Annotated in this window: 22 protein-coding genes and 1 other RNA gene; 14 read left to right on the top strand and 9 right to left on the bottom strand. The window is 56.9% G+C overall.

The features are described 5' to 3' along the window. Window positions 1–62: 62 nt before the first annotated feature. The 5 genes from hmeg3_RS12820 to hmeg3_RS12800 all read left to right on the top strand — a co-directional run bounded on the left by hmeg3_RS12820 (window position 63) and on the right by hmeg3_RS12800 (window position 3,198). Window positions 63–914: a DUF3034 family protein gene (locus hmeg3_RS12820; RefSeq protein WP_232512004.1), complete on the top strand. Its 852-nt coding sequence runs from the start codon at window positions 63–65 to the stop codon at window positions 912–914. Next, window positions 914–1,357 (top strand): group 1 truncated hemoglobin, encoded by a 444-nt coding sequence (locus tag hmeg3_RS12815; RefSeq protein WP_094564060.1) that lies wholly within the window; start codon window positions 914–916, stop codon window positions 1,355–1,357. Before hmeg3_RS12820 ends, hmeg3_RS12815 begins: the two co-directional genes overlap by 1 nt. A gap of 126 nt (window positions 1,358–1,483) precedes the next feature. Then, window positions 1,484–1,861, top strand: a complete 378-nt coding sequence (locus hmeg3_RS12810; RefSeq protein WP_094564059.1) for a hypothetical protein — start codon at window positions 1,484–1,486, stop codon at window positions 1,859–1,861. A 33-nt stretch (window positions 1,862–1,894) separates the two neighbouring features. Continuing rightward, window positions 1,895–2,395: an RNA polymerase sigma factor gene (locus hmeg3_RS12805; RefSeq protein WP_094564058.1), complete on the top strand. Its 501-nt coding sequence runs from the start codon at window positions 1,895–1,897 to the stop codon at window positions 2,393–2,395. Next, the gene (locus hmeg3_RS12800) at window positions 2,392–3,198 is read left to right on the top strand and encodes an anti-sigma factor (RefSeq protein ID WP_094564057.1); all 807 of its coding nucleotides are present in this window, start codon (window positions 2,392–2,394) and stop codon (window positions 3,196–3,198) included. Before hmeg3_RS12805 ends, hmeg3_RS12800 begins: the two co-directional genes overlap by 4 nt. A 3-nt stretch (window positions 3,199–3,201) precedes the next feature. On the opposite strand, the gene hmeg3_RS12795 is transcribed toward hmeg3_RS12800, so the two are convergent. Further along, window positions 3,202–5,247 (bottom strand): site-specific recombinase, encoded by a 2,046-nt coding sequence (locus tag hmeg3_RS12795; RefSeq protein WP_094564056.1) that lies wholly within the window; start codon window positions 5,245–5,247, stop codon window positions 3,202–3,204. 196 nt (window positions 5,248–5,443) lie between these two features. Between hmeg3_RS12795 and hmeg3_RS12790 the strand changes: the two genes are divergently transcribed. The 5 genes from hmeg3_RS12790 to hmeg3_RS12770 all read left to right on the top strand — a co-directional run bounded on the left by hmeg3_RS12790 (window position 5,444) and on the right by hmeg3_RS12770 (window position 8,758). Beyond that, window positions 5,444–5,626: a hypothetical protein gene (locus hmeg3_RS12790; RefSeq protein ID WP_094564055.1), complete on the top strand. Its 183-nt coding sequence runs from the start codon at window positions 5,444–5,446 to the stop codon at window positions 5,624–5,626. A 214-nt stretch (window positions 5,627–5,840) separates the two neighbouring features. Next, window positions 5,841–6,032 carry a YjfB family protein gene (locus hmeg3_RS12785; protein ID WP_094564054.1) on the top strand — a complete coding sequence of 64 codons (192 nt, stop codon included), beginning with the start codon at window positions 5,841–5,843 and terminating at the stop codon, window positions 6,030–6,032. Between the two features lie 208 nt (window positions 6,033–6,240). Further along, entirely contained in the window at window positions 6,241–6,537 is a 297-nt protein-coding gene (locus hmeg3_RS12780) for a helix-turn-helix domain-containing protein (RefSeq protein WP_094564053.1), read from the top strand. Then, window positions 6,534–7,859 carry a type II toxin-antitoxin system HipA family toxin gene (locus tag hmeg3_RS12775; protein WP_094564052.1) on the top strand — a complete coding sequence of 442 codons (1,326 nt, stop codon included), beginning with the start codon at window positions 6,534–6,536 and terminating at the stop codon, window positions 7,857–7,859. Before hmeg3_RS12780 ends, hmeg3_RS12775 begins: the two co-directional genes overlap by 4 nt. Beyond that, a complete protein-coding gene (locus hmeg3_RS12770) occupies window positions 7,856–8,758 on the top strand; it encodes a pseudouridine synthase (RefSeq protein WP_094564051.1) in 903 nt (300 codons plus the stop codon). Before hmeg3_RS12775 ends, hmeg3_RS12770 begins: the two co-directional genes overlap by 4 nt. A 19-nt stretch (window positions 8,759–8,777) precedes the next feature. On the opposite strand, the gene hmeg3_RS12765 is transcribed toward hmeg3_RS12770, so the two are convergent. The 5 genes from hmeg3_RS12765 to hmeg3_RS12745 form a co-directional block, all read right to left on the bottom strand. Beyond that, window positions 8,778–9,371 (bottom strand): HD family hydrolase, encoded by a 594-nt coding sequence (locus hmeg3_RS12765; protein ID WP_094564050.1) that lies wholly within the window; start codon window positions 9,369–9,371, stop codon window positions 8,778–8,780. A 153-nt stretch (window positions 9,372–9,524) separates the two neighbouring features. Continuing rightward, a complete protein-coding gene (locus hmeg3_RS12760) occupies window positions 9,525–9,773 on the bottom strand; it encodes a DUF3297 family protein (protein WP_094564049.1) in 249 nt (82 codons plus the stop codon). An 81-nt stretch (window positions 9,774–9,854) separates the two neighbouring features. After that, a complete protein-coding gene (gene map / locus hmeg3_RS12755) occupies window positions 9,855–10,652 on the bottom strand; it encodes a type I methionyl aminopeptidase (RefSeq protein ID WP_369828819.1) in 798 nt (265 codons plus the stop codon). Beyond that, entirely contained in the window at window positions 10,649–10,876 is a 228-nt protein-coding gene (locus tag hmeg3_RS12750) for a ParD-like family protein (protein WP_094564047.1), read from the bottom strand. The genes map and hmeg3_RS12750 overlap by 4 nt, the downstream gene beginning before the upstream one ends. 134 nt (window positions 10,877–11,010) lie before the next feature. Beyond that, window positions 11,011–11,748, bottom strand: a complete 738-nt coding sequence (locus hmeg3_RS12745; protein ID WP_094566313.1) for a siderophore-interacting protein — start codon at window positions 11,746–11,748, stop codon at window positions 11,011–11,013. Window positions 11,749–11,915: 167 nt separating this feature from the next. On the opposite strand from hmeg3_RS12745, the gene hmeg3_RS12740 reads away from it, so the two are divergent. Then, window positions 11,916–12,245, top strand: a complete 330-nt coding sequence (locus hmeg3_RS12740) for a MarR family winged helix-turn-helix transcriptional regulator (RefSeq protein ID WP_232511635.1) — start codon at window positions 11,916–11,918, stop codon at window positions 12,243–12,245. 66 nt (window positions 12,246–12,311) lie between these two features. Here hmeg3_RS12740 and hmeg3_RS12735 read toward each other — a convergent pair whose 3' ends face one another. After that, complete coding sequence (locus tag hmeg3_RS12735) at window positions 12,312–13,205, bottom strand: SDR family oxidoreductase (protein WP_094564046.1); 894 nt, start codon at window positions 13,203–13,205, stop codon at window positions 12,312–12,314. Between the two features lie 125 nt (window positions 13,206–13,330). Between hmeg3_RS12735 and hmeg3_RS12730 the strand changes: the two genes are divergently transcribed. Continuing rightward, window positions 13,331–14,323, top strand: a complete 993-nt coding sequence (locus hmeg3_RS12730) for an AraC family transcriptional regulator (protein ID WP_094564045.1) — start codon at window positions 13,331–13,333, stop codon at window positions 14,321–14,323. 100 nt (window positions 14,324–14,423) lie between these two features. Here the strand turns inward: hmeg3_RS12730 and argC are convergent, their stop codons facing one another. After that, on the bottom strand, window positions 14,424–15,353 hold the full coding sequence (gene argC, locus hmeg3_RS12725) for an N-acetyl-gamma-glutamyl-phosphate reductase (RefSeq protein WP_094564044.1): 930 nt from the start codon (window positions 15,351–15,353) through the stop codon (window positions 14,424–14,426). Window positions 15,354–15,541: 188 nt separating this feature from the next. Between argC and hmeg3_RS12720 the strand changes: the two genes are divergently transcribed. Both hmeg3_RS12720 and hmeg3_RS12715 read left to right on the top strand, forming a co-directional pair. Then, window positions 15,542–16,426: a LysR family transcriptional regulator gene (locus hmeg3_RS12720; protein WP_094564043.1), complete on the top strand. Its 885-nt coding sequence runs from the start codon at window positions 15,542–15,544 to the stop codon at window positions 16,424–16,426. Window positions 16,427–16,488: 62 nt separating this feature from the next. Further along, a non-coding RNA gene (locus tag hmeg3_RS12715) (sX9 sRNA) lies at window positions 16,489–16,563 on the top strand. Between the two features lie 41 nt (window positions 16,564–16,604). Here hmeg3_RS12715 and hmeg3_RS12710 read toward each other — a convergent pair. Then, window positions 16,605–17,309 (bottom strand): GntR family transcriptional regulator, encoded by a 705-nt coding sequence (locus hmeg3_RS12710; RefSeq protein WP_094564042.1) that lies wholly within the window; start codon window positions 17,307–17,309, stop codon window positions 16,605–16,607. Window positions 17,310–17,545 lie beyond the last annotated feature (236 nt).

Here is a 17,545-nt window from a genome sequence, read left to right as displayed (position 1 = left end):
AGGTCAATAAAACATCCGGACCGTTCAAGCCACTGATCGCCATGTCGGCCTGGGCGCTGTCCATGGTGTCGGTTTCCGTTGCCGCACAAACCAGTAGCATGACGCCCGATCTGGGCAAACTGATGGCAACGGCCGGCGTGATTCAGGTCGAAGGTGCAGGCGGTGGCGGACTGGTGCCATGGGCGACCATTACCGGCTACGGCACGCGCGACAGCTACGGCGCCAATGCACATTACACCTATGTCGGCACGCAGGACTACAAACTCGCCTCATATGGCGTTGCCGTCGGTATCGCCGACCGGGTAGAACTGTCGGTGGCCAAGCAACGCTTTACCGGCAGTCAGGAGCCACTCAACAATCTGCGTATTGACCAGGACATCTACGGCATCAAGGTCAAACTGGCCGGCGATATCGTCTACGACCAGGACACCTGGATGCCGCAGATCGCCGCCGGCATGATGATCAAACGCAACAACGGTATCGGTGGGCTGGGTGCGGTTAATAACGTCAAGCTGCTGGGCGCCAAGGATGACTCCGGCATTGATTACTATCTGGCGGCGACCAAGCTGTTTCTGGACCAGAGCCTGCTGATCAACGCTACGGTGCGCGCTACCAAAGCCAATCAGATGGGCATCCTCGGCTTTGGCGGCGACAAGGGCGACCGCTATCAGGCCATGCTGGAAGGCTCGGTAGCGTATCTGCTGAATCGCAAATGGGTAGTGGGTGCCGAGTACCGCATGAAACCCCGCAATCTGGCCGCCGACAACGAAAAGGATTACTACGACGCCTTCGTCGCCTGGTTCCCCAGCAAGAACCTGTCGCTGACGCTGGCCTATGTGTCGTTGGGTGATATCACCGTCTATAACCCCAAACGCCAGGATGGCGTGTATCTCTCCGTGCAGGCGGGCTTCTGATGAAAACTCTGATAAAGAAAGCCGTCTGGCTGGCAGCGGCCATGGTCATCCTGATGACGGCATTGCCCGTACAGGCGCAAAAAGACGACGACAGTCTCTATCGCGATCTGGGTGGGCTGGAAGTGCTGACCAAAGTAGTTGACGACACTCTGGCGTTGGCCTTGGCTGATGTGCGCATCAAGGATACCTTCAAGGATACCGACATGAAGCGCCTAGCCAAGCTGATCACGGAACAGTTCTGTGAACTCAGCGGCGGCCCGTGCAAATACAGCGGTGACCCGATGAAAGAAGTGCATCAGGGGCTGGCGCTGAATAACATGCAATTCAATGCCCTGGTGGAAGACTTGCAGGCTGCGATGGATAAGGCAAATATTCCTTCGCGCACGCAGAACAAGCTGCTGGCCTTGCTGGCGCCGATGCAGCGCACCGTGGTGAGCAAGTAGCAGAGCACAGCAAGGCAGAGACGAAAAAAATATTTTCAGTCGCGTGGAATAAAGCCGTCGTACGTCACGTATACCGGGCCATGGGTAAGGCAAATCGCGTAACCCTGACACCAAAGGAATACTGAAATGAAACTGCTCCCACTCTCCCTGTTGACCTTGTCTTTGCTGTCCTCGCTGTCTTTTGTCGCGCCTGCCGCCTTTGCCGAAGAGATGGCCATCACGAAGGCTGACGATATTCTCGTCACCACCAGCGGCATGACCGTTTATACCTTCGATAACGACACGGCGGGCAAAAGCGTCTGCAACGGCCCATGTGCGGCAAACTGGCCACCGGTTGCGCCAAAAGGTACGCCGAGCGCACCGTTTTCCGTCATCAAGCGCGACGATGGCAGCCCGCAATTGGCCTTCAACGGCAAGCCGTTGTATACCTTCGCCGCTGACAAGAAGGCGGGTGACCGCAACGGCGACAACTTTAAGAACATCTGGCACGTTGTCAAAAACTGATTCGCCAATTCACTGCGCGCCCACCACAAGCCTATGTCCGACGAAAGTCATTTGCTAGCCTGTCTCCCACGCCTGCGCCGTTACGCGCGGGCGTTGGTGGGCGATCGTGCCGGCGCGGACGATCTTGTGCAAGACACCATGGAACGCGCCTGGCAAAAACTGTCGAGCTGGCGCAAGGGTACCGACATGCGGCCGTGGCTGTTCAGCATCATGCACAACCTGCATGTTGATCAGCGCCGTAAGCCGATGATACCAACCGTGACGCTGGATGACGAAGATGCGTTGGCCACGCCCGCCTATGCGCCGGATCGGCTGGTGGGCTACGACCTGGAATCTGCCTTGCGTATGCTGGCGGCCGAGCAGAGAGAGATTTTGTTGCTGGTTGTGCTGGAAGAAATGACGTATGAAGAAGTTGCTGTGACCCTGAACATCCCCATCGGGACTGTCATGTCGCGCCTGTCGCGTGCCCGTGAGCGCTTGCGGACGCTGGTCGAGGGGCGGCCCCAGCTTTCGCCGTTGAAGGTGGTCAAATGAAACCGATGCCGATTACCGAAGCCGACTTGCAAGGTTATGTCGACGGCCTGCTGCCCGAAGAACGCCTGGAAGAAGTTGCCGCCTATCTGGAAAGCAATCCGGATGAGGCTGAACGCCTGCGCACTTATCGCCATCAGAATCAAGCCTTGCACCTGTTGTTTGATCCCGTGCTGGATGAGCCCGTACCCGCGCGGCTGTCGGCACGCCCCAGCAGTAGCTGGGAGTTGTTGCAGCGCTATGCTGCAATCCTGATCGTCGCCGTGTTCGCCGGTGCCGGAGGATGGTATCTGCACGGTGCGGCGCAGTCGTCGTCGGTGTCCTGGATCGCCAGCGCCGCCGGATCGGTGACACGCGTGGATGCGCCGTTGATGATGGCGCGCCGTGCGGCTGTCGCCCACGCCGTTTATACGCCGGATCCACGCCGGCCGGTTGAAGTCGGTGCTGATCAGGAAGAAGCCCTGGTGCGCTGGCTATCCAAACGCATCGGCGCCGACGTCCGAGCTCCCAAGCTGGCGCCGCTGGGCTATGAACTCATCGGTGGACGTCTGTTGCCGGGACAAAGCGGGCCGGTGGCGCAGTTCATGTACCACGACGGCGCCGGGCAGCGATTGACCTTGTACGTTTCCACCGACCAGGTGCAGAACAAGGACACCGGTTTCCGTTTCGCACAAGAAGGTACGGTCAACGTGTTCTATTGGATCGACGGCAAGTTCGGCTATGCCTTGTCCGGCAGCATTGACCGCGGCGAGCTGGCGCGGATTGCCAATACGGTCTACGAGCAGCTGGACAAGCCTGCGAAATAAATCTCAGGACGGCTCGACGCCGTTCTGCGACTCCGGCATTGGTGCCGTCTTCGGTGGCATGAAAAAGTCCACCGGCTTTTTAAGGAAGCGCCGGCACAGCGATTTCACCAATGGCCAGCCGTGGCGGAATTTGACCTGGCGTGAGCGCAAGGCTACAAACAGCGCCAGCGAAAAGCTTACCCACAAGTTCACCATGCCGATCGAGAGCACGCCGAAGGTCGATACTGCAATCACGTGCCAGCTCACCGCATGATCCAGGGCAACCAGCGCAATGGCAAAATTGGTCGCGGAGAACGTGATGTGGCGGATGTCGATCGGTAAGCCGATCATGAAGCCGATCGTACCGATGGTACCGAGCAAAATACCGAAGTAAAAATTCCCCATCAGGCCGCCGAGGCCAGTTTCCAGATAGTCGCCCAGACGGGCGGTGCGCGCCTTGCCAAGCAAGCCGTTGAGCCAGCGTGCACGCGCTACGCGCTGCGACATGCGTGTGTAAAGCGCCTTGTTGTCATAGTAGCCGGAGATCAAACCCGCCAGGAACAGGCAGACACCCGCGATGGCAGCATGGAACAAGGCCAGGCTGGAAAACGGATCGATATCATGCAGCAGATGCCCGGCTTTGTCCGGTGTGACGAAGTGATGCCCGGTCATGAGGAAATAGCCGTAGACCAGCAGATACGCCACAGGGAAGGCGATGGTCAGATTGCCCAGCACCGCCACGAACTGAGTACGCACGACCTTGACAATCAGTTCCGTCAGGCTGTCGAGATCAATGTTGCGGCCATCGCGGCTATGCAAGCCTGCCGCAATGCGCGAGGCGGTCATCGCCGGTTGTTTGGTGGCGACAGTAAAGTGCAGCACGTGGATGAACATGAAGCCCAGCGAATAATTCATGCTGAACAAAAATGCTTCCACCAGCGGCGCGGCGCGTAGGTACGAAAACAGGATCTTGATCAGCGACATAAAGCCGATGATGAACCCGGCGCCCGCCGCAGAGCGGTACATGGCGGCGTATTCGCGGCGGTCTTCGGCAATGTAATGCTCGCCGGTACGGCTGGCGTTCTCGGTGATGTTGCGCGCCAGCAGGTTGATATTGGCGGCGAACAGGTCGCGCACGGTGTATTTGCGGTTGTGCGCTTCGATCAGTTCCAATCCCAGTTGAAGGCCGATGCTGCGCTTTTCGTTGGTGATGGCGGCAGACGTGTCGGTGGTACCGACATCAACCAATGACAGCAATTTGTGCAGGCGATCCAGATGCTGATCCAGGCGCACCAGGCGATAAGTGACAGAGATGCTGGTGCCCAGGCGCAGGGTGCTGTTGCGGATCTTCTTCACGACATCCTGGCATTGCTCCAGCATCACCAGTACGTGGCTGGCGTCTTCTATGGGTGTCGGGTCACCATTGAGATGACGCATGTAGCCGTCGAGATAGCGGTGCAGCTCGACATTTTGCATCAGAAAGGGCGATTCAAACGCTTTGATGTCACTGTAAATACGGATCAGTTCAGGTTCGATGCCGATGGCGCTGATGCGATACGACAGCACCTGGATGGCGAGCAGAATTTCCGTTAGCGTCTTTTGCTCGTCGATTTGTTCGAGATCAGCTAATTCGACTTCAGCCTGGCTGACGATTTCAAACAGCGCCGCCCAATCCTCCGGCGGAACGGCTTGCATCCACAGATAATCGGTATCGAAAGGGAATATCTTTTCCAGACAGTCGGGTAGATAACGGTCGTCCAGAGCCGGGGGCAGGATGCGATAGGCGATACGGCGATGCAGCTCTGAAAAGAAGCCGTCATTGGAGAGAATGCCGATGTCGGTGTACAGGCTGGTCTGGCGCCGCTCCGACAACAAATGCAGCAGGTAATGGCGCAACGTTGCCGCATGGTGCGGATGCTGTTGCAGCACGTGCGTCAGTGTGCGCACGTTGGTAATGGCCAGTTCCGGTGCTTCGCGTTTCTTCGGGCGTATGGCTGTCATCAATTCGATCAGCAGATCGAGTTCGGCATTGACGGGGGACGCGCTGATTTTTTCTAATATGTGGAGCATGGGGAAAAGCAGAGGGTGAAATACCGGAATGGCAAGGATACCGAGACGATCTTAAGCGATTGGATGAAGCAAGTGTAAGGCTTCAAACGGGCAGAATCTTAACCTATGTAAAACAAAGATAAGGACATGTGTAAATCGTAAAGAGTTGTCAGATTGTGTCGCTAACGGGAAGTTGCACCCGTATGAAGGAGTCATCATGGAGATCGCATCTCTGGCAACTGGTGTCGCAACCGCTTGGCTGGCGAAAAAAGCCGTGGAAGGAATCGGACTGGATCTGACAAAAGTGGCTAATCATGTCGTCGATGATGTGGTCGCTCTTGTCAGCCCGGCCCTGCCAGCCAACCCGAATATAGGCCGTCTCATCAATACCAAGGCCTGAAGGGGGAAAACCCGGCACATCAGGGTTCATTTTTGAAATCGCATCCTCGTGATGCGATTTTTTTTGCCCGAATAAGCCCGTAATTCGCTTGAATGAATCGCCAACTATTTGTTTTATTGGCAATTATTTGAAATTATTTTTGTAAAAAATCTTGATTGACGTAAAGAAATACGGAAATATGACGTTAAGAAATGCAGTCATTCAAGGAGTTGTCATGGATATTGGAAACATTCCCGCCGTTGCCTCGGCATTGTCCGCTGCTGAAACTGCCGACGCGGTTAGCATGACCATGCTGAAAAAAGCGCTGAACACCCAGGCTGCTGCCGCTATTGGCGTATTGCAAGCATTGCCGCCGCCATTGCCGGCCAATCCGAACATCGGCCGCAACGTCAATACCGTTGCCTGATCGTTGATCGGTACGGTTTTTGCAGCGAAATCGCCCCTTGCAGGGCGATTTTTCATTTGTGCACTATATTTCAAATATAAGCCCACGGTTAGGCTAATTTGCATAGTTAAATAGACATTTTGTGTATTTGACTAATTAATTGTGTAAATCCTTGATTTTTTCAAAATGCATAATAAAATGGTCTTTAATATCATAAGCACACTTTATTATGCATTCCGTCCAAGACCTCGGCGCACGCATCCGCGCAGTGCGCAAATCGCAGAAGCTCAGTTCGGCCAGCCTGGCCGAGCGTAGCGGTATCCACCGTAATACGCTGCAAGCGCTGGAAACCGGCAAGGGCAACATCGAACTCAGCAAGCTGTTGTCCATCTGCAGCGAACTCGGTCTCGAGCTGCTGCTGGTGCCGCAGGAGGTCTCTGCGCAACGCGCGGCGGACGGTGAGGGCGACGGCGCCCGCACCGAACTCTCCGAACGTCTGCATCGTCTGATGAGGAGCACGCCATGAGCATGTTGCGGTCATTGCGGATCCGGCTTGGTGTGACCGAGGTGGGCTCCTTGTTTGCGCTGGATGACGGCCGGGTCTATTTCCGTTTCGACGATGCCTACGCAATCAATGCACAACGGCCGGTTCTGTCGCAGCTCTATCGCGCGTCGACCGAAGACCGCACCGTGGCGCAGTTGCTCAATCCCGCACTTGAAGTCAATCGTGGCGACGGCAAGGGTGGTTTGCCGCCGTTCTTTCAGAATCTCCTGCCCGAAGGGCCGTTGCGCAAGCATCTGATTGAGCGTGCGGGTTTGCCACCGGATGACGAATTCGGCTTGCTGGCGTTTTGTGGCAAGGATCTGCCGGGTGATGTCTCAGCCTTGTCGGAAAGTCTCGACGACGCCCATCTCGGCCGCCTGATCGGGCAGGGGCGCGACAGCTACGAAATGAGTGCAGGGCAGTTGCCGACGCCGGATGGCGAGTCGATTTCCGGCGTGCAGCCCAAGATTGGGTTGGTGCGCGCCTCCGGCGGGCGCTATGTCATGCGTTCCAAAGATGCGCAGGGCGCGCATTTCATTGGCAAGTTGCCGGCCTCGGACTATCCGCACATGCCTGAGGTCGAGTTCTCGTCCCTGGCATTGGCGCGCGCCGCCGGCGTGCAAGTCTGCGAGCACGAACTGGTGCCGCTCACCGCGATTGCCGACCGTCTGCCGTTCGGCCTGCGCAGCGATGCTGAAAACTTCTTGCTGATCCACCGCTTCGACCGTGATGCAACAACGCCGACCGGGCGTTTGCACATGGAAGATTTTGCGCAGATCACCGGCACGCCGGCCGCTGCCAAATATGCCGGTACGTATGCGGCATTGGGCATTGTTCTGCTTGAGCGCAGCGCCAAAGGCGAGGATGATTTATTCGAGCTATTGCGCCGGATCAAGGTGAACGAGTTGCTCGGCAATTTCGACGCGCATTTGAAAAACTTCAGCATGCTGTATCGCACACCGCAAGTCGCAGAACTGTCGCCGGCTTACGATATCGTCGCGTATTCGGCTTATCTTGCGGGGCATGGCCATGCATTGGCGTTCGCGCCGGGAGAGCGGGCGCGGCAACTGCTGACGCCGGCCGTGTTGCGTGAACTGGCCAATATCTGGGGCATCCCGGAACCGAAACTGCAAATGATTCTGGTCGACACCGTCGAACGCGCCATGCAAAGCTGGCCGGAGCTGCTGCGCACCTTGCCGCTGACCGACGTCCAGCGAACCCGCATCAAAGCTCATCTGGACACCAATCCCAGCGTCATCGCGTGGCAACGCCGTGCCGCACGCAAAGTCACCGGCAAGGCATGAAACTGAAAGCACCTTTGCCGTTGAAAGACGGCGTCGCGCCAAGTTATCTGTGGCTGCAAGATCCGCCGCAACAGTGGCGCGACATGCTGGTATTCCTGTGCGCGCGGTTTCCCGGGGTGTCGGAAGATACCTGGCGGCAGCGTATGGCGCGCGGCGAGGTCGTTAATCAGCGGGGTGAAGCCATGACGCCTGCATCGCCATACCGGCGCGGCGACTGCATCTTTTATTATCGCGATCTGGAGGGACGGGAAGAGGCGATTCCTTTCGAAGAAACCATCCTGCATCAGGACGATCATCTGCTGGTGGTCGATAAACCGCACTTCGTGCCGGTGATCCCGACAGGCCGTTTTTTGCAAGAAAGTTTGCTCGTACGCCTCAAGAAGAAAACCGGGCTGGATAATCTGACACCGATCCATCGTCTCGACCGCGAGACCGCCGGTGTCATCATCTTTTCGCATAATCCGGATAGTCGCGGCGCGTATCAGTCAATGTTCCAGCAACGCACGATGGACAAGACCTATGAGGCGTTGGCGGGTTTGCTGGAAGGGCGCGATTTTCCTTTCGTGTACCGCAGCCGTCTGGTGGATGCAGACAAGTTTTTCCTGATGCGCGAAGAGGCGGGTGAGGCGAACTCGGAAACGCATATCGATCTGATTGAGCGCCGAGGAAATCAGGCGTTGTACCGGCTCAACCCAGTGACCGGGCGCAAGCATCAACTACGTGTACATATGGCCGCGCTGGGTATCCCTATTCTTAATGACAGCTTCTACCCGCATACGGCACCGGCTGACGCGGCCGATAACTACGACGCTCCGTTGAAATTGCTGGCGCGCTCGATTGCTTTCACTGATCCATTGAGCGGAGATGTGCGTTATTTCGAAAGCCTGAGAAGACTTTGATTTGTCTCTATTTGTCTCTCTAGCTGCCCGACGCTTGCTGCGCAAAGTGTTGTCTTACCCACTGCTCGCATGCCGTCCACAAAAAGGGCGCGCCTTTTTGAATAACAGGGCCGTAGCGGGAGAGCACTTGTTCCAGTGAAACACCGTTCTCTGTCCAGGTGCCGCCGCCGGTAAAGATATTGATCAGGAGAGGCTGAAAGCGATCAAGCGCTTTGGCGAACCTGGCATCCTCGGTTTCTCCGCGTTCAAACTCTTGCCACAACGACAGAAACTCATTGCCTTCAGGCTGCGGCAGGAGGCCAAAGAGTCGCACTGCGGCCTTCGCTTCCTGTTCGGCTTGTACCCCCGCTGACGACCCGCCATGAATGGGAAAATCACCGACGTCAATCTCGACAATGTCATGCAACAGGAGCATCTGCACAACGCGATTGGGATTCACCGGCGCACAGGCATATTCGGTGAGCAGCAGCGCATACATGGCCAGATGCCAGGAATGTTCAGCGGAGTTTTCTTTCCGGCTTTTGTCAAGCAGCGGCGATTGCCGGACAACGGCTTTCAACCGATCGATTTCTCTGAGAAAACTCAGCTGTTTTTCCAATCGCGCCAATTCCATAGCCTTGCTTTCACCTATTGTCGGAGAGAATAACTACGCGGACGTTTTTAAGAACGCAGTCCGCAACCGGTCAAAAGGGCACGTCGCCAACAATTGGCGCACGTGCCCTTGCAGAGAATTACAGGAATAAAAATACGGAACAAACGGCCGTTTCTAGCGATAGAAAGCTTCGACCTTGCCTTTGACTTTGGTCATCAAGGGATTGCCCTTGCGATCCAGCGCCTTGCCGGCGGGGACTTTGATCCAGCCTTCACTGATGCAATATTCGTCAACATCAGTGCGCTCTTTATCGTTGAGCCGGATGCCAACGTTGTGTTCAAAGATCGCAGCGTTGTAGAAAGGGCTGCGAGGATCGATTGAGAGACGATCGGGAAGTGGGGGGCGGTTTGTTGTGTCGTTCATGGCGACAATTATCGACGATAAGATTAAGCAAAACAATTCTTTTGCGCGGTTTTGCTACTCCCGGTTCGCCTCTTCATGGCATCAGGCCGTCAGCGGCGCATACGCTCCAAATCCGTCCGGCCACAGCGTCAGCACTTCAAAGCCCGTTTCGGTCACCGCAACCATATGCTCCCATTGGGCAGACAGGGAGTGATCCTTGGTGACCACGGTCCATCCGTCAGGCAGTTCTTTGGAATGCCGTTTGCCCGCGTTGATCATAGGCTCAATCGTGAATACCATTCCCGTTTGCAGCGCCAGACCTTCGCCCGGCTGACCGTAATGCAGCACCTGCAGATCCTCGTGATAGATCTGGCCGATGCCATGGCCGCAATACTCCCGCACGACGCTAAAACCTTCCCTGTGTGCCACCGATTGAATCGCATGGCCAATATCGCCCAGAGTTGCCCCGGGTTTTACGGCGAGAATGCCTGCACGCATGGCCTCATAGGTTGTATCCACCAGCCGTTTCGCGAGGATGCTGGGCTGCCCCACAAAATACATGCGGCTGGTGTCGCCATGCCACCCGTCTTTTGTCAGCGCGACGTCGATATTGACGATATCGCCATTTTTCAAAGGCTTGTCGGACGGTATGCCGTGACAGATCACATGGTTGACCGAGGTGCAGACCGTTTTGGGGTAGCCGTTATAGCCGATATTGATGGGCACTGCGCCAAGAACATCAACGATGTAGTCGTGACATATCTGGTCTAACTGGTTGGTGGTGACGCCGGGGCGCACGTGTTCGCCAATCATGCGGAGGACATCGGCGGCCAGGGCGCCTGCCTTGCGCAGCATTGCAATATCGGACGGCGACTTGAGGATGACTTGTTCGCTCATCATGCTTTCTCAAGCGCCAGGGTTATTTCCTGTGGAGAGCCGGCGGCCTGTTGTTCCGCCTCGATCAGTTTTTGGCAGATGTCGTTATAACAAAGGCCGGGATTCAGCTCGGCCATCATGCCTACGCGAAGCCAGTGTTCGGCTTGTGAATTGATCGAGCGGCTCATTGCGCCGCTGGTGACGCGCAGATTCGTATGCATCTGCTCAGTGATTTTGACGATTCCCATGACTGCCTGTCGATGATATGGTGTTTATATAAAATATATACATAGCGTATATGAAACGTATATTAACACGATGGCGACAGGGAGGCTTTCCCATCAATGAGCTGCATATTGGCAACGACGGAGTCCCTTCGGAGTCAGTCCAGTTTCTCGTGGAAATCGGTTGCGCCGCGCTTCCAGTAGGCGGATACGCGCATGGCTTCTTTCGGATGCTGTTTCTCGTCGGCCAGGACGGCGCGCACGGACTTCATCGTAGCGGCCTCGCCGGCAGCCCAGATATAGCCGTCTCCTGCAGGCAGATCCATGTTGCGGATAGCGGTGAGCAGTTCTTCGCCGGAGCTGACCCATTTGATATCAAGATCGGCCAGTGTCTCGAACTGTCTGATGTCGCCCATTTGCTCCACCTCGACAATAGCCGTCACCTTGACACCCGGAGCCAGTTCTTTGAGGCGCCGGCTGATGGCCGGTACGGCAGACAAGTCGCCGACCAGCAGATGCCAATCGTAATCCGTCGGCACCACCATCGAGCCGCGCGGGCCGGCGATGACGGCGTCCATGCCGACTTTTGCCCGGCGCGCCCAGTCAGTGGCTGCACCTTCCGCGTGCAGCGCGAACTCCAATACGAGCTCTTTGCGTTGTCCGTCGTGGTTGCATGGCGTATAGTCGCGCCGAACGGAGGTTCCCGTTGCATCCGGGAAAATGAACTTCACGTGGTCGTCGAACGAAAGCGATACAAAATCTGCCAGCGCGTCTCCCTGGAAAGTGACGCTGAGCATATTGGCGCCAATCTGGCGGACATCGCTGACTTTGACGTCGCGAATCTTGAGGTCGTAGCGTATGCGCTGTACTTCACGGGTTGTTGTCTTGGATTCCATGATCATAAAAATTAGTTGATAATGTCATCATTATGAAAAAACAAGTTGATAAAGTCAACCAATCACCTGCCGCCGAAAGGGTCTTTGATGCAATTCACACCGTGATGCATCTTTACCGTTCGGGGCGATCGCAGGCTTTTCGCGAGGATGCTCGCGGGATTACGCACATGGAAAGCCGGGTGCTCGATTATTTTTCGCGTCATCCTGGCGCTACGCTGAGTGATCTGGCGGCGCATTCCGGGCGGGATAAGGCGCAGCTCACACGCCTGGTGAAAGGATTGCGTGAACACGGCGATCTGGAATCCAAAGAAGACCTCAAAGACCGGCGCAGCGTACGGCTGCAATTGAGTGCGCAAGGGGAGGCGCTGCAGCGCGATCTCAGAAAAACCGGTGCGCAGATATTGGAACGTGCCGTGGTGGGCTTGTCCGAAAGCCAGTGCGAGGATCTGGTGACGCTGTTGAAAAACATCCAGTCAAATCTGGAAGGCGAACGCTGAGCATCTATGCCACGTACCCGGGCAGCGTGATAACGCCGCCCGGTATGCACCTGCGTTGCCTGTCTTTTACTCCTGAACGTATTTCATCCGCTCCAGATCCGCAATCAGTCCGGGGCCTGCCGGCTGCCAATTGAGCAAAGCCTGTGTCTGGGCGCCTGAAGCGGGGAGATCGCGGCCGACAAAATCACCGAGCCATCCGAAATGCGCCGCCGCTTCTTCGGGAGGCAGGCTGACGACCGGTATCTTCAGACCTTTGCCGATGACTTCCGCGATATCCCGAACCGATATGCCTTCTTCCGCCACGGCGTGATATCGGCTGCCGGCTTGCCGGCGCTCCAATGCCAGTCGGTAAAGCCGGGCAACATCGCTCACGTGTGCCGCAGGCCAGCGATTCCGGCCCTCGCCGACAAACGCCGAGACGCCTTTTTCACGTGCTATTTGCACCAATGGGCTGATGAGACCTTGCCTGACGGTGTCATGTACCTGCGGAAGCCGGACGACCGACACGTTCACGCCGCGGCTCGCGACTGAAATACCCGCCAGTTCCGATGCCTTGCGCGGGTTCGGATGATTGGGGTTGAAGTTGTCTTCCGTTGCCGGCTGCCCCGGAGCAACGGCTCCCATGCCGGTAGCAGAGGTGATGATGAGAGGACGATCGGAACCGGCGAGGGCGGCTCCCATCGCTTGAATGGCCTCCCCGTCCGCTTCGCAGTTTGCGACAAACTTCGAGAAGTCGTGGTTGAAGGCGGTATGGATGACGCCGTCCGACATGGCTGCTCCACGGTGCAGGCTGTCCAGGTCTTCCAGATCGCCTCGAAACACTTCGGCACCCGCCGCCATCAGGGATTGGGCGCCTGCTTCCGATCGGCTTAGCCCAAGTACCTGATGGCCGGCCTTGATGAGTTCGGCAACGATGACCGAACCGATGAAACCGGTCGCGCCGGTAACAAAAATACGCATGATGAATTTACCTTTGTTTCAGTTGAGGACTTTTGCTGCCGTCCGATGGTGTTGAATATAGGCGCTTGTATCCATACCATCAATGCGATAAAGTCCGTATTATTGGTTCAATCGTCCGGAGATCTATGGATCCGCTCTCAGATGTGTTGTCGCTGTTTAAACCGCGAAGTTATGTCGCCGGTGGATTCGAGATCCCGGGCGAGACGGCGATCCAATGGCCGGAACATCCCGGTATCAAGTGTTACGCCGTGGTTTCCGGTCAATGCTGGTTATCGGTGGAATGTGTTCCCGAAGCGGTTTTGCTGACCGCTGGGGAGTGCTACCTCTTGCCGCCGGGGCCGCCGTTCCGGCTGGCGACGGATTTGTCTGCCGAACCGGTCGATTTCGGCGTGTACCGTTCCAAATGGCGCTCGGATCAGGATGTCGTCGAGAAAAAAGCAGGAAGCTGCTATCTCGTCGGCGGTCATTTTGTTCTGACAGGAAGTCATGCTGATTTTCTGCTGAGCGCATTGGCGCCCATCATTCATATCCGCAAGGAGTCCGACAAGGCGGCTATGCGGTGGTCGCTGGAGCGCATGAGAGATGAGGTGCGGGATCCGCAACCGGGTGGCTCGCTGATCACACAACAACTCGCTTACATGATGCTGGTGCAGGCATTGCGGCTGCACCTGTCAGATGGGGCAACGCAAGGCATCGGGTGGCTGTTTGCACTGGCGGACAAGCAGATGGGCGCGGCGATCCGATCCATGCACGATGACCCCGGACACGATTGGACATTGCAGAAGCTTGCAGAGCGTGTCGGGATGTCGAGGTCGGTGTTCGCCTTGCGTTTCAAGCAGACGGTCGGGACGACGCCGATGGAATACCTGACGCGCTGGAGGATGTTGCTGGCGGGCGATCGCCTGAAGAATTCGCGCGAGTCGACTTCTGCCATCGCCTTGTCGCTGGGTTACGAATCTGAAAGCGCTTTCGGCAAAGCATTCAAGAGGGCCATGGGATGTTCGCCGAGAGAGCATGGCCGCAAAGTATCACTTCAGGCTATCGTGCCGGCCACCAACGATACTGATGGCAACGATGGCAAGGTCAGAGCTGCCGAGGTCAGCGTTTCGTCGTCTTAGCACGCTGCCGGTGGTGATGGCGTCTGCTCGTCAAAAAAGCCGCTGATGCGGCTTTTTTGTTTGGTGAAGCTCACAGTCCCGTCAGCAGGGTAGCTGCAGGTCAGCCGTGCGCCAGCATGAGATCGAGATTCTGCACCGCCGCACCGGACGCTCCCTTGCCCAGATTGTCGAATACTGCCGACAACAGTACATGCCCGTGCTCCTCATTGATGAACACGCCCAGATCCATGTCATTGGTACCGTTGAGGGCCTGAGGATTAAGGTGTGTCAATGTCTTGCTTTCTTCCAGAGAGATCACCCGCACATGTTGCGAACCGGCGTAGTGGCTGTTCAGGGCTGCATGCAATTGTTCCCCTGTGACGCCCTCGGCGAGCAGACGCAGTTCCAGCGGAACGGTCAGCACGATGCCCTGGCGAAAAGCACCATAAGCAGGCACGAAGATCGGACGATGAGTCAGCCCTGTATAGCGTTGCATCTCGGGCGGATGTTTGTGCGCGAGCGCGGTGCCGTATACCTGAAAAGCCAAAGCCTGTGCCGCCGATGGGCCTTCGTACTGCTCAACGGCAGGACGGCCGCCACCGGAATAGCCTGAAACCGCCTGCACATTGACCGGATAGTCGCGCGGCAGTAAGCCGGCCTGTATCAGAGGGCGCAACAGGCTGATCGCACCAGTCGGGTAGCAGCCGGGATTGGTCACGCGTTTTGCACCCGCGATCAGTTGTGCTTGCCCGGCATCCATCTCGGGGAAACCATAGACCCAGCCCTCTGTCGTTCGATGGGCGGAACTGGCGTCGATCACACGCACGGCTGGATTTTCGATGGCGGCGACGGCTTCCTTCGCAGCGGCGTCAGGCAGGCAGAGAATGGCGATATCTGCGCCGTTGATGGCTTCGGCACGGCGCAATGGGTCTTTGCGTTCTGCCGCCGGCAGTGTCACCAATTGGATATCGCTGCGGTTGCGCAGGCGTTCGTGGATTTGCAAACCGGTGGTGCCCTGGTCGCCGTCGATAAAGACAAGTGGAGAGGCCATGATCGAGTTCCTTGATGAAAAGTACAACTAAGAAATACAACGAATAAGTACAACGAAAATAAGCGTAAAAGACGCAAACGAAAGAAGCTGGGACTGATGTTGCGCGCATTGATAGAATAGGAAAAGTTGAATTTAATAACGATAAGATTCAGTTTTTCTGATCTTTGATGGATCAATAAGGAAGCCGCATGCGAGAAATCAATCTGGACCGGTTGCGCACTCTGGTGGCGATTGCCGATCTTGGCTCTTTCGCCGAGGCGGCGCGCGTGCTGCATCTGGCGCCGCCGACGATCAGCCTCCATATCGCCGACCTTGAAGAACGCGTCGGCGCAGCCTTGTTGTCGCGCCAGCGCGGGCAGGTGCGCCCCACGACAATCGGTGAGACCCTGATCGAACGCGCGCGCCGCTTGCTGGCGGATGCCGAACAAGCGCTGCAGGACGTGCAGCGGCAAGTTCAGGGACTGGCCGGACGTGTGCGTCTGGGGGCATCGACCGGGGCGATTGCGCATTTGCTGCCGCAAGCTCTGGAGGTGTTGGGACAGGATCATCCCGGCATCGATGTGCAGGTCGAGGTGCTGACTTCGCAAGAGACGCTGACACGGTTGAATGAAGGGACTCTGGATGTCGGGCTGGTTGCTTTGCCGCAGTCGCCAATGGCGCGGCTGTCGGTTCAGCCTTGGCGGCGGGATCCGGTGATGGCGTTCTTGCCGGCGGACTGGCGTTGTCCTGCGCGCGTCACGCCCGAATGGCTCGCGCTCCAGAAGCTGATTCTCAACGACTCAGGCACGCGGCTTTCGCATCTGACGCAAGAATGGTTCGCCACCGGCGGACAACGGCCGGTGCCGCGCATTCAGCTCAATTACAACGATGCGATCAAGAGTCTGGTGGCGGCAGGCTATGGAGCTACCTTGCTGCCGCATGAGGAGGGCGCCTCGCTGCCGGATGCACGGATCCAGATGCGCCCCCTGAAGCCGACGCTATGGCGTCAGCTCGGCATTGCGCACCGCGCTGAAAATATCGAACGGCCGACACAACATGTGCTTGATGTCTTATGGGGATTCAGTCTGGACTGAAAACCTGTCCGAAGTCTTACTGCGAGGCCATGATCTGGCGTCGTCCGGTGCTCGAAATCCTCATGGTCTCAAGACCACTCCGGTTTCTCCGCTCCGGGCGCCACCAGCTGATGGCCTCTCGCTACAGACTTTGAACAGGTTTGGAGAGCGTTGATTCAGTTGCGTAGCGCATCAGGGGTCACGCCAGTGCATCGCTAAGCGATGGTTTTTCGCTATCCGGCGTCGACTTCAACTGGTGCAGCGATGCCACCAGGTCGGCAAAGCGTTGCCCCTGAACCATCACATGCTGGCGCAGCAGTTCCACCGTGCGGTCGCTGTCGCCGGAGATGATGGCGTTGACCACACCTTCATGCTCGTCGTAAGACCTTTTCAGACGATCGCGCACGCGCAGTTGCAGGCGGCGGTAGGGGCGCAGACGGCGTTGCAGGACGCGCGCCTGTTCTTCGAGGAAGGCGTTATGGCTGCCGGCGTAGATCTGGCCGTGAAAGTCTTCGTTCTTGTAGAAATAGGTATCCGGATCGGCGGCGTCGCGCGCATCCTTGCAGGCCTGATGCGCCTCCATCAGCGCGGCGTGTTCGGCTGCCGACATGCGCCGGGCGGCAAGACGGCCGCACATCGCCTCCAACTCAGCCATCACTTCAAACATCTCAATCAATTGCTGCGGGCCGATCTCGGCCACGATGGCGCCGCGCCGCGGCCGCATCACGATGATGCCCATCGATGCCAGCTGGATCAGCGCTTCGCGGATTGGCGTACGGGAAACGCCGAATTGCTCGGCCAGCACGGTTTCGTCCAGATGCTGGCCGGGCGTCAGTTTGCCGACGGCGATCAACTCTTCAATCGATTCGCGCAACGTCTCGGAACGCTTCTTTGGGGTATCCATAAGTGATATCAAGTATGCAATGAACTAATTCTAAATCATCTCAGGTGCTTGACAATGTATTTGTTTTGTAAGAACGTGTATACAAGAAAGATACATAAAAAAGCAAAGACAACAAAGCAAGTGCAGAGACAACGTCGCAGGGCAGCTACAAATCAACGTAGGTCCGTAGCCTGGCGACGTCATGGCAAGAACAAGCCGGCCTTCAATATATGGAGCTGGCAAGCATCAGCAACAGC

Source organism: Herbaspirillum sp. meg3, from assembly GCF_002257565.1.
Lineage (GTDB): Bacteria > Pseudomonadota > Gammaproteobacteria > Burkholderiales > Burkholderiaceae_D > Herbaspirillum.
Note: the sequence above shows the minus strand (reverse complement) of the source record. Positions and strands in the feature narration are given on the sequence as shown.

Excerpts from the sequence above, each read along its gene's own strand:
- hmeg3_RS12820 (WP_232512004.1), top strand. The coding sequence starts at position 63 with ATGGTGTCGGTTTCCGTTGCCGCACAAACCAGTAGCATGACGCCCGAT.
- hmeg3_RS12815 (WP_094564060.1), top strand. The coding sequence starts at position 914 with ATGAAAACTCTGATAAAGAAAGCCGTCTGGCTGGCAGCGGCCATGGTC.
- hmeg3_RS12810 (WP_094564059.1), top strand. The coding sequence starts at position 1,484 with ATGAAACTGCTCCCACTCTCCCTGTTGACCTTGTCTTTGCTGTCCTCG.
- hmeg3_RS12805 (WP_094564058.1), top strand. The coding sequence starts at position 1,895 with ATGTCCGACGAAAGTCATTTGCTAGCCTGTCTCCCACGCCTGCGCCGT.
- hmeg3_RS12800 (WP_094564057.1), top strand. The coding sequence starts at position 2,392 with ATGAAACCGATGCCGATTACCGAAGCCGACTTGCAAGGTTATGTCGAC.
- hmeg3_RS12795 (WP_094564056.1), bottom strand. The coding sequence starts at position 5,247 with ATGCTCCACATATTAGAAAAAATCAGCGCGTCCCCCGTCAATGCCGAA.
- hmeg3_RS12790 (WP_094564055.1), top strand. The coding sequence starts at position 5,444 with ATGGAGATCGCATCTCTGGCAACTGGTGTCGCAACCGCTTGGCTGGCG.
- hmeg3_RS12785 (WP_094564054.1), top strand. The coding sequence starts at position 5,841 with ATGGATATTGGAAACATTCCCGCCGTTGCCTCGGCATTGTCCGCTGCT.
- hmeg3_RS12780 (WP_094564053.1), top strand. The coding sequence starts at position 6,241 with ATGCATTCCGTCCAAGACCTCGGCGCACGCATCCGCGCAGTGCGCAAA.
- hmeg3_RS12775 (WP_094564052.1), top strand. The coding sequence starts at position 6,534 with ATGAGCATGTTGCGGTCATTGCGGATCCGGCTTGGTGTGACCGAGGTG.
- hmeg3_RS12770 (WP_094564051.1), top strand. The coding sequence starts at position 7,856 with ATGAAACTGAAAGCACCTTTGCCGTTGAAAGACGGCGTCGCGCCAAGT.
- hmeg3_RS12765 (WP_094564050.1), bottom strand. The coding sequence starts at position 9,371 with ATGGAATTGGCGCGATTGGAAAAACAGCTGAGTTTTCTCAGAGAAATC.
- hmeg3_RS12760 (WP_094564049.1), bottom strand. The coding sequence starts at position 9,773 with ATGAACGACACAACAAACCGCCCCCCACTTCCCGATCGTCTCTCAATC.
- map (WP_369828819.1), bottom strand. The coding sequence starts at position 10,652 with ATGATGAGCGAACAAGTCATCCTCAAGTCGCCGTCCGATATTGCAATG.
- hmeg3_RS12750 (WP_094564047.1), bottom strand. The coding sequence starts at position 10,876 with ATGGGAATCGTCAAAATCACTGAGCAGATGCATACGAATCTGCGCGTC.
- hmeg3_RS12745 (WP_094566313.1), bottom strand. The coding sequence starts at position 11,748 with ATGGAATCCAAGACAACAACCCGTGAAGTACAGCGCATACGCTACGAC.
- hmeg3_RS12740 (WP_232511635.1), top strand. The coding sequence starts at position 11,916 with ATGGAAAGCCGGGTGCTCGATTATTTTTCGCGTCATCCTGGCGCTACG.
- hmeg3_RS12735 (WP_094564046.1), bottom strand. The coding sequence starts at position 13,205 with ATGCGTATTTTTGTTACCGGCGCGACCGGTTTCATCGGTTCGGTCATC.
- hmeg3_RS12730 (WP_094564045.1), top strand. The coding sequence starts at position 13,331 with ATGGATCCGCTCTCAGATGTGTTGTCGCTGTTTAAACCGCGAAGTTAT.
- argC (WP_094564044.1), bottom strand. The coding sequence starts at position 15,353 with ATGGCCTCTCCACTTGTCTTTATCGACGGCGACCAGGGCACCACCGGT.
- hmeg3_RS12720 (WP_094564043.1), top strand. The coding sequence starts at position 15,542 with ATGCGAGAAATCAATCTGGACCGGTTGCGCACTCTGGTGGCGATTGCC.
- hmeg3_RS12710 (WP_094564042.1), bottom strand. The coding sequence starts at position 17,309 with ATGGATACCCCAAAGAAGCGTTCCGAGACGTTGCGCGAATCGATTGAA.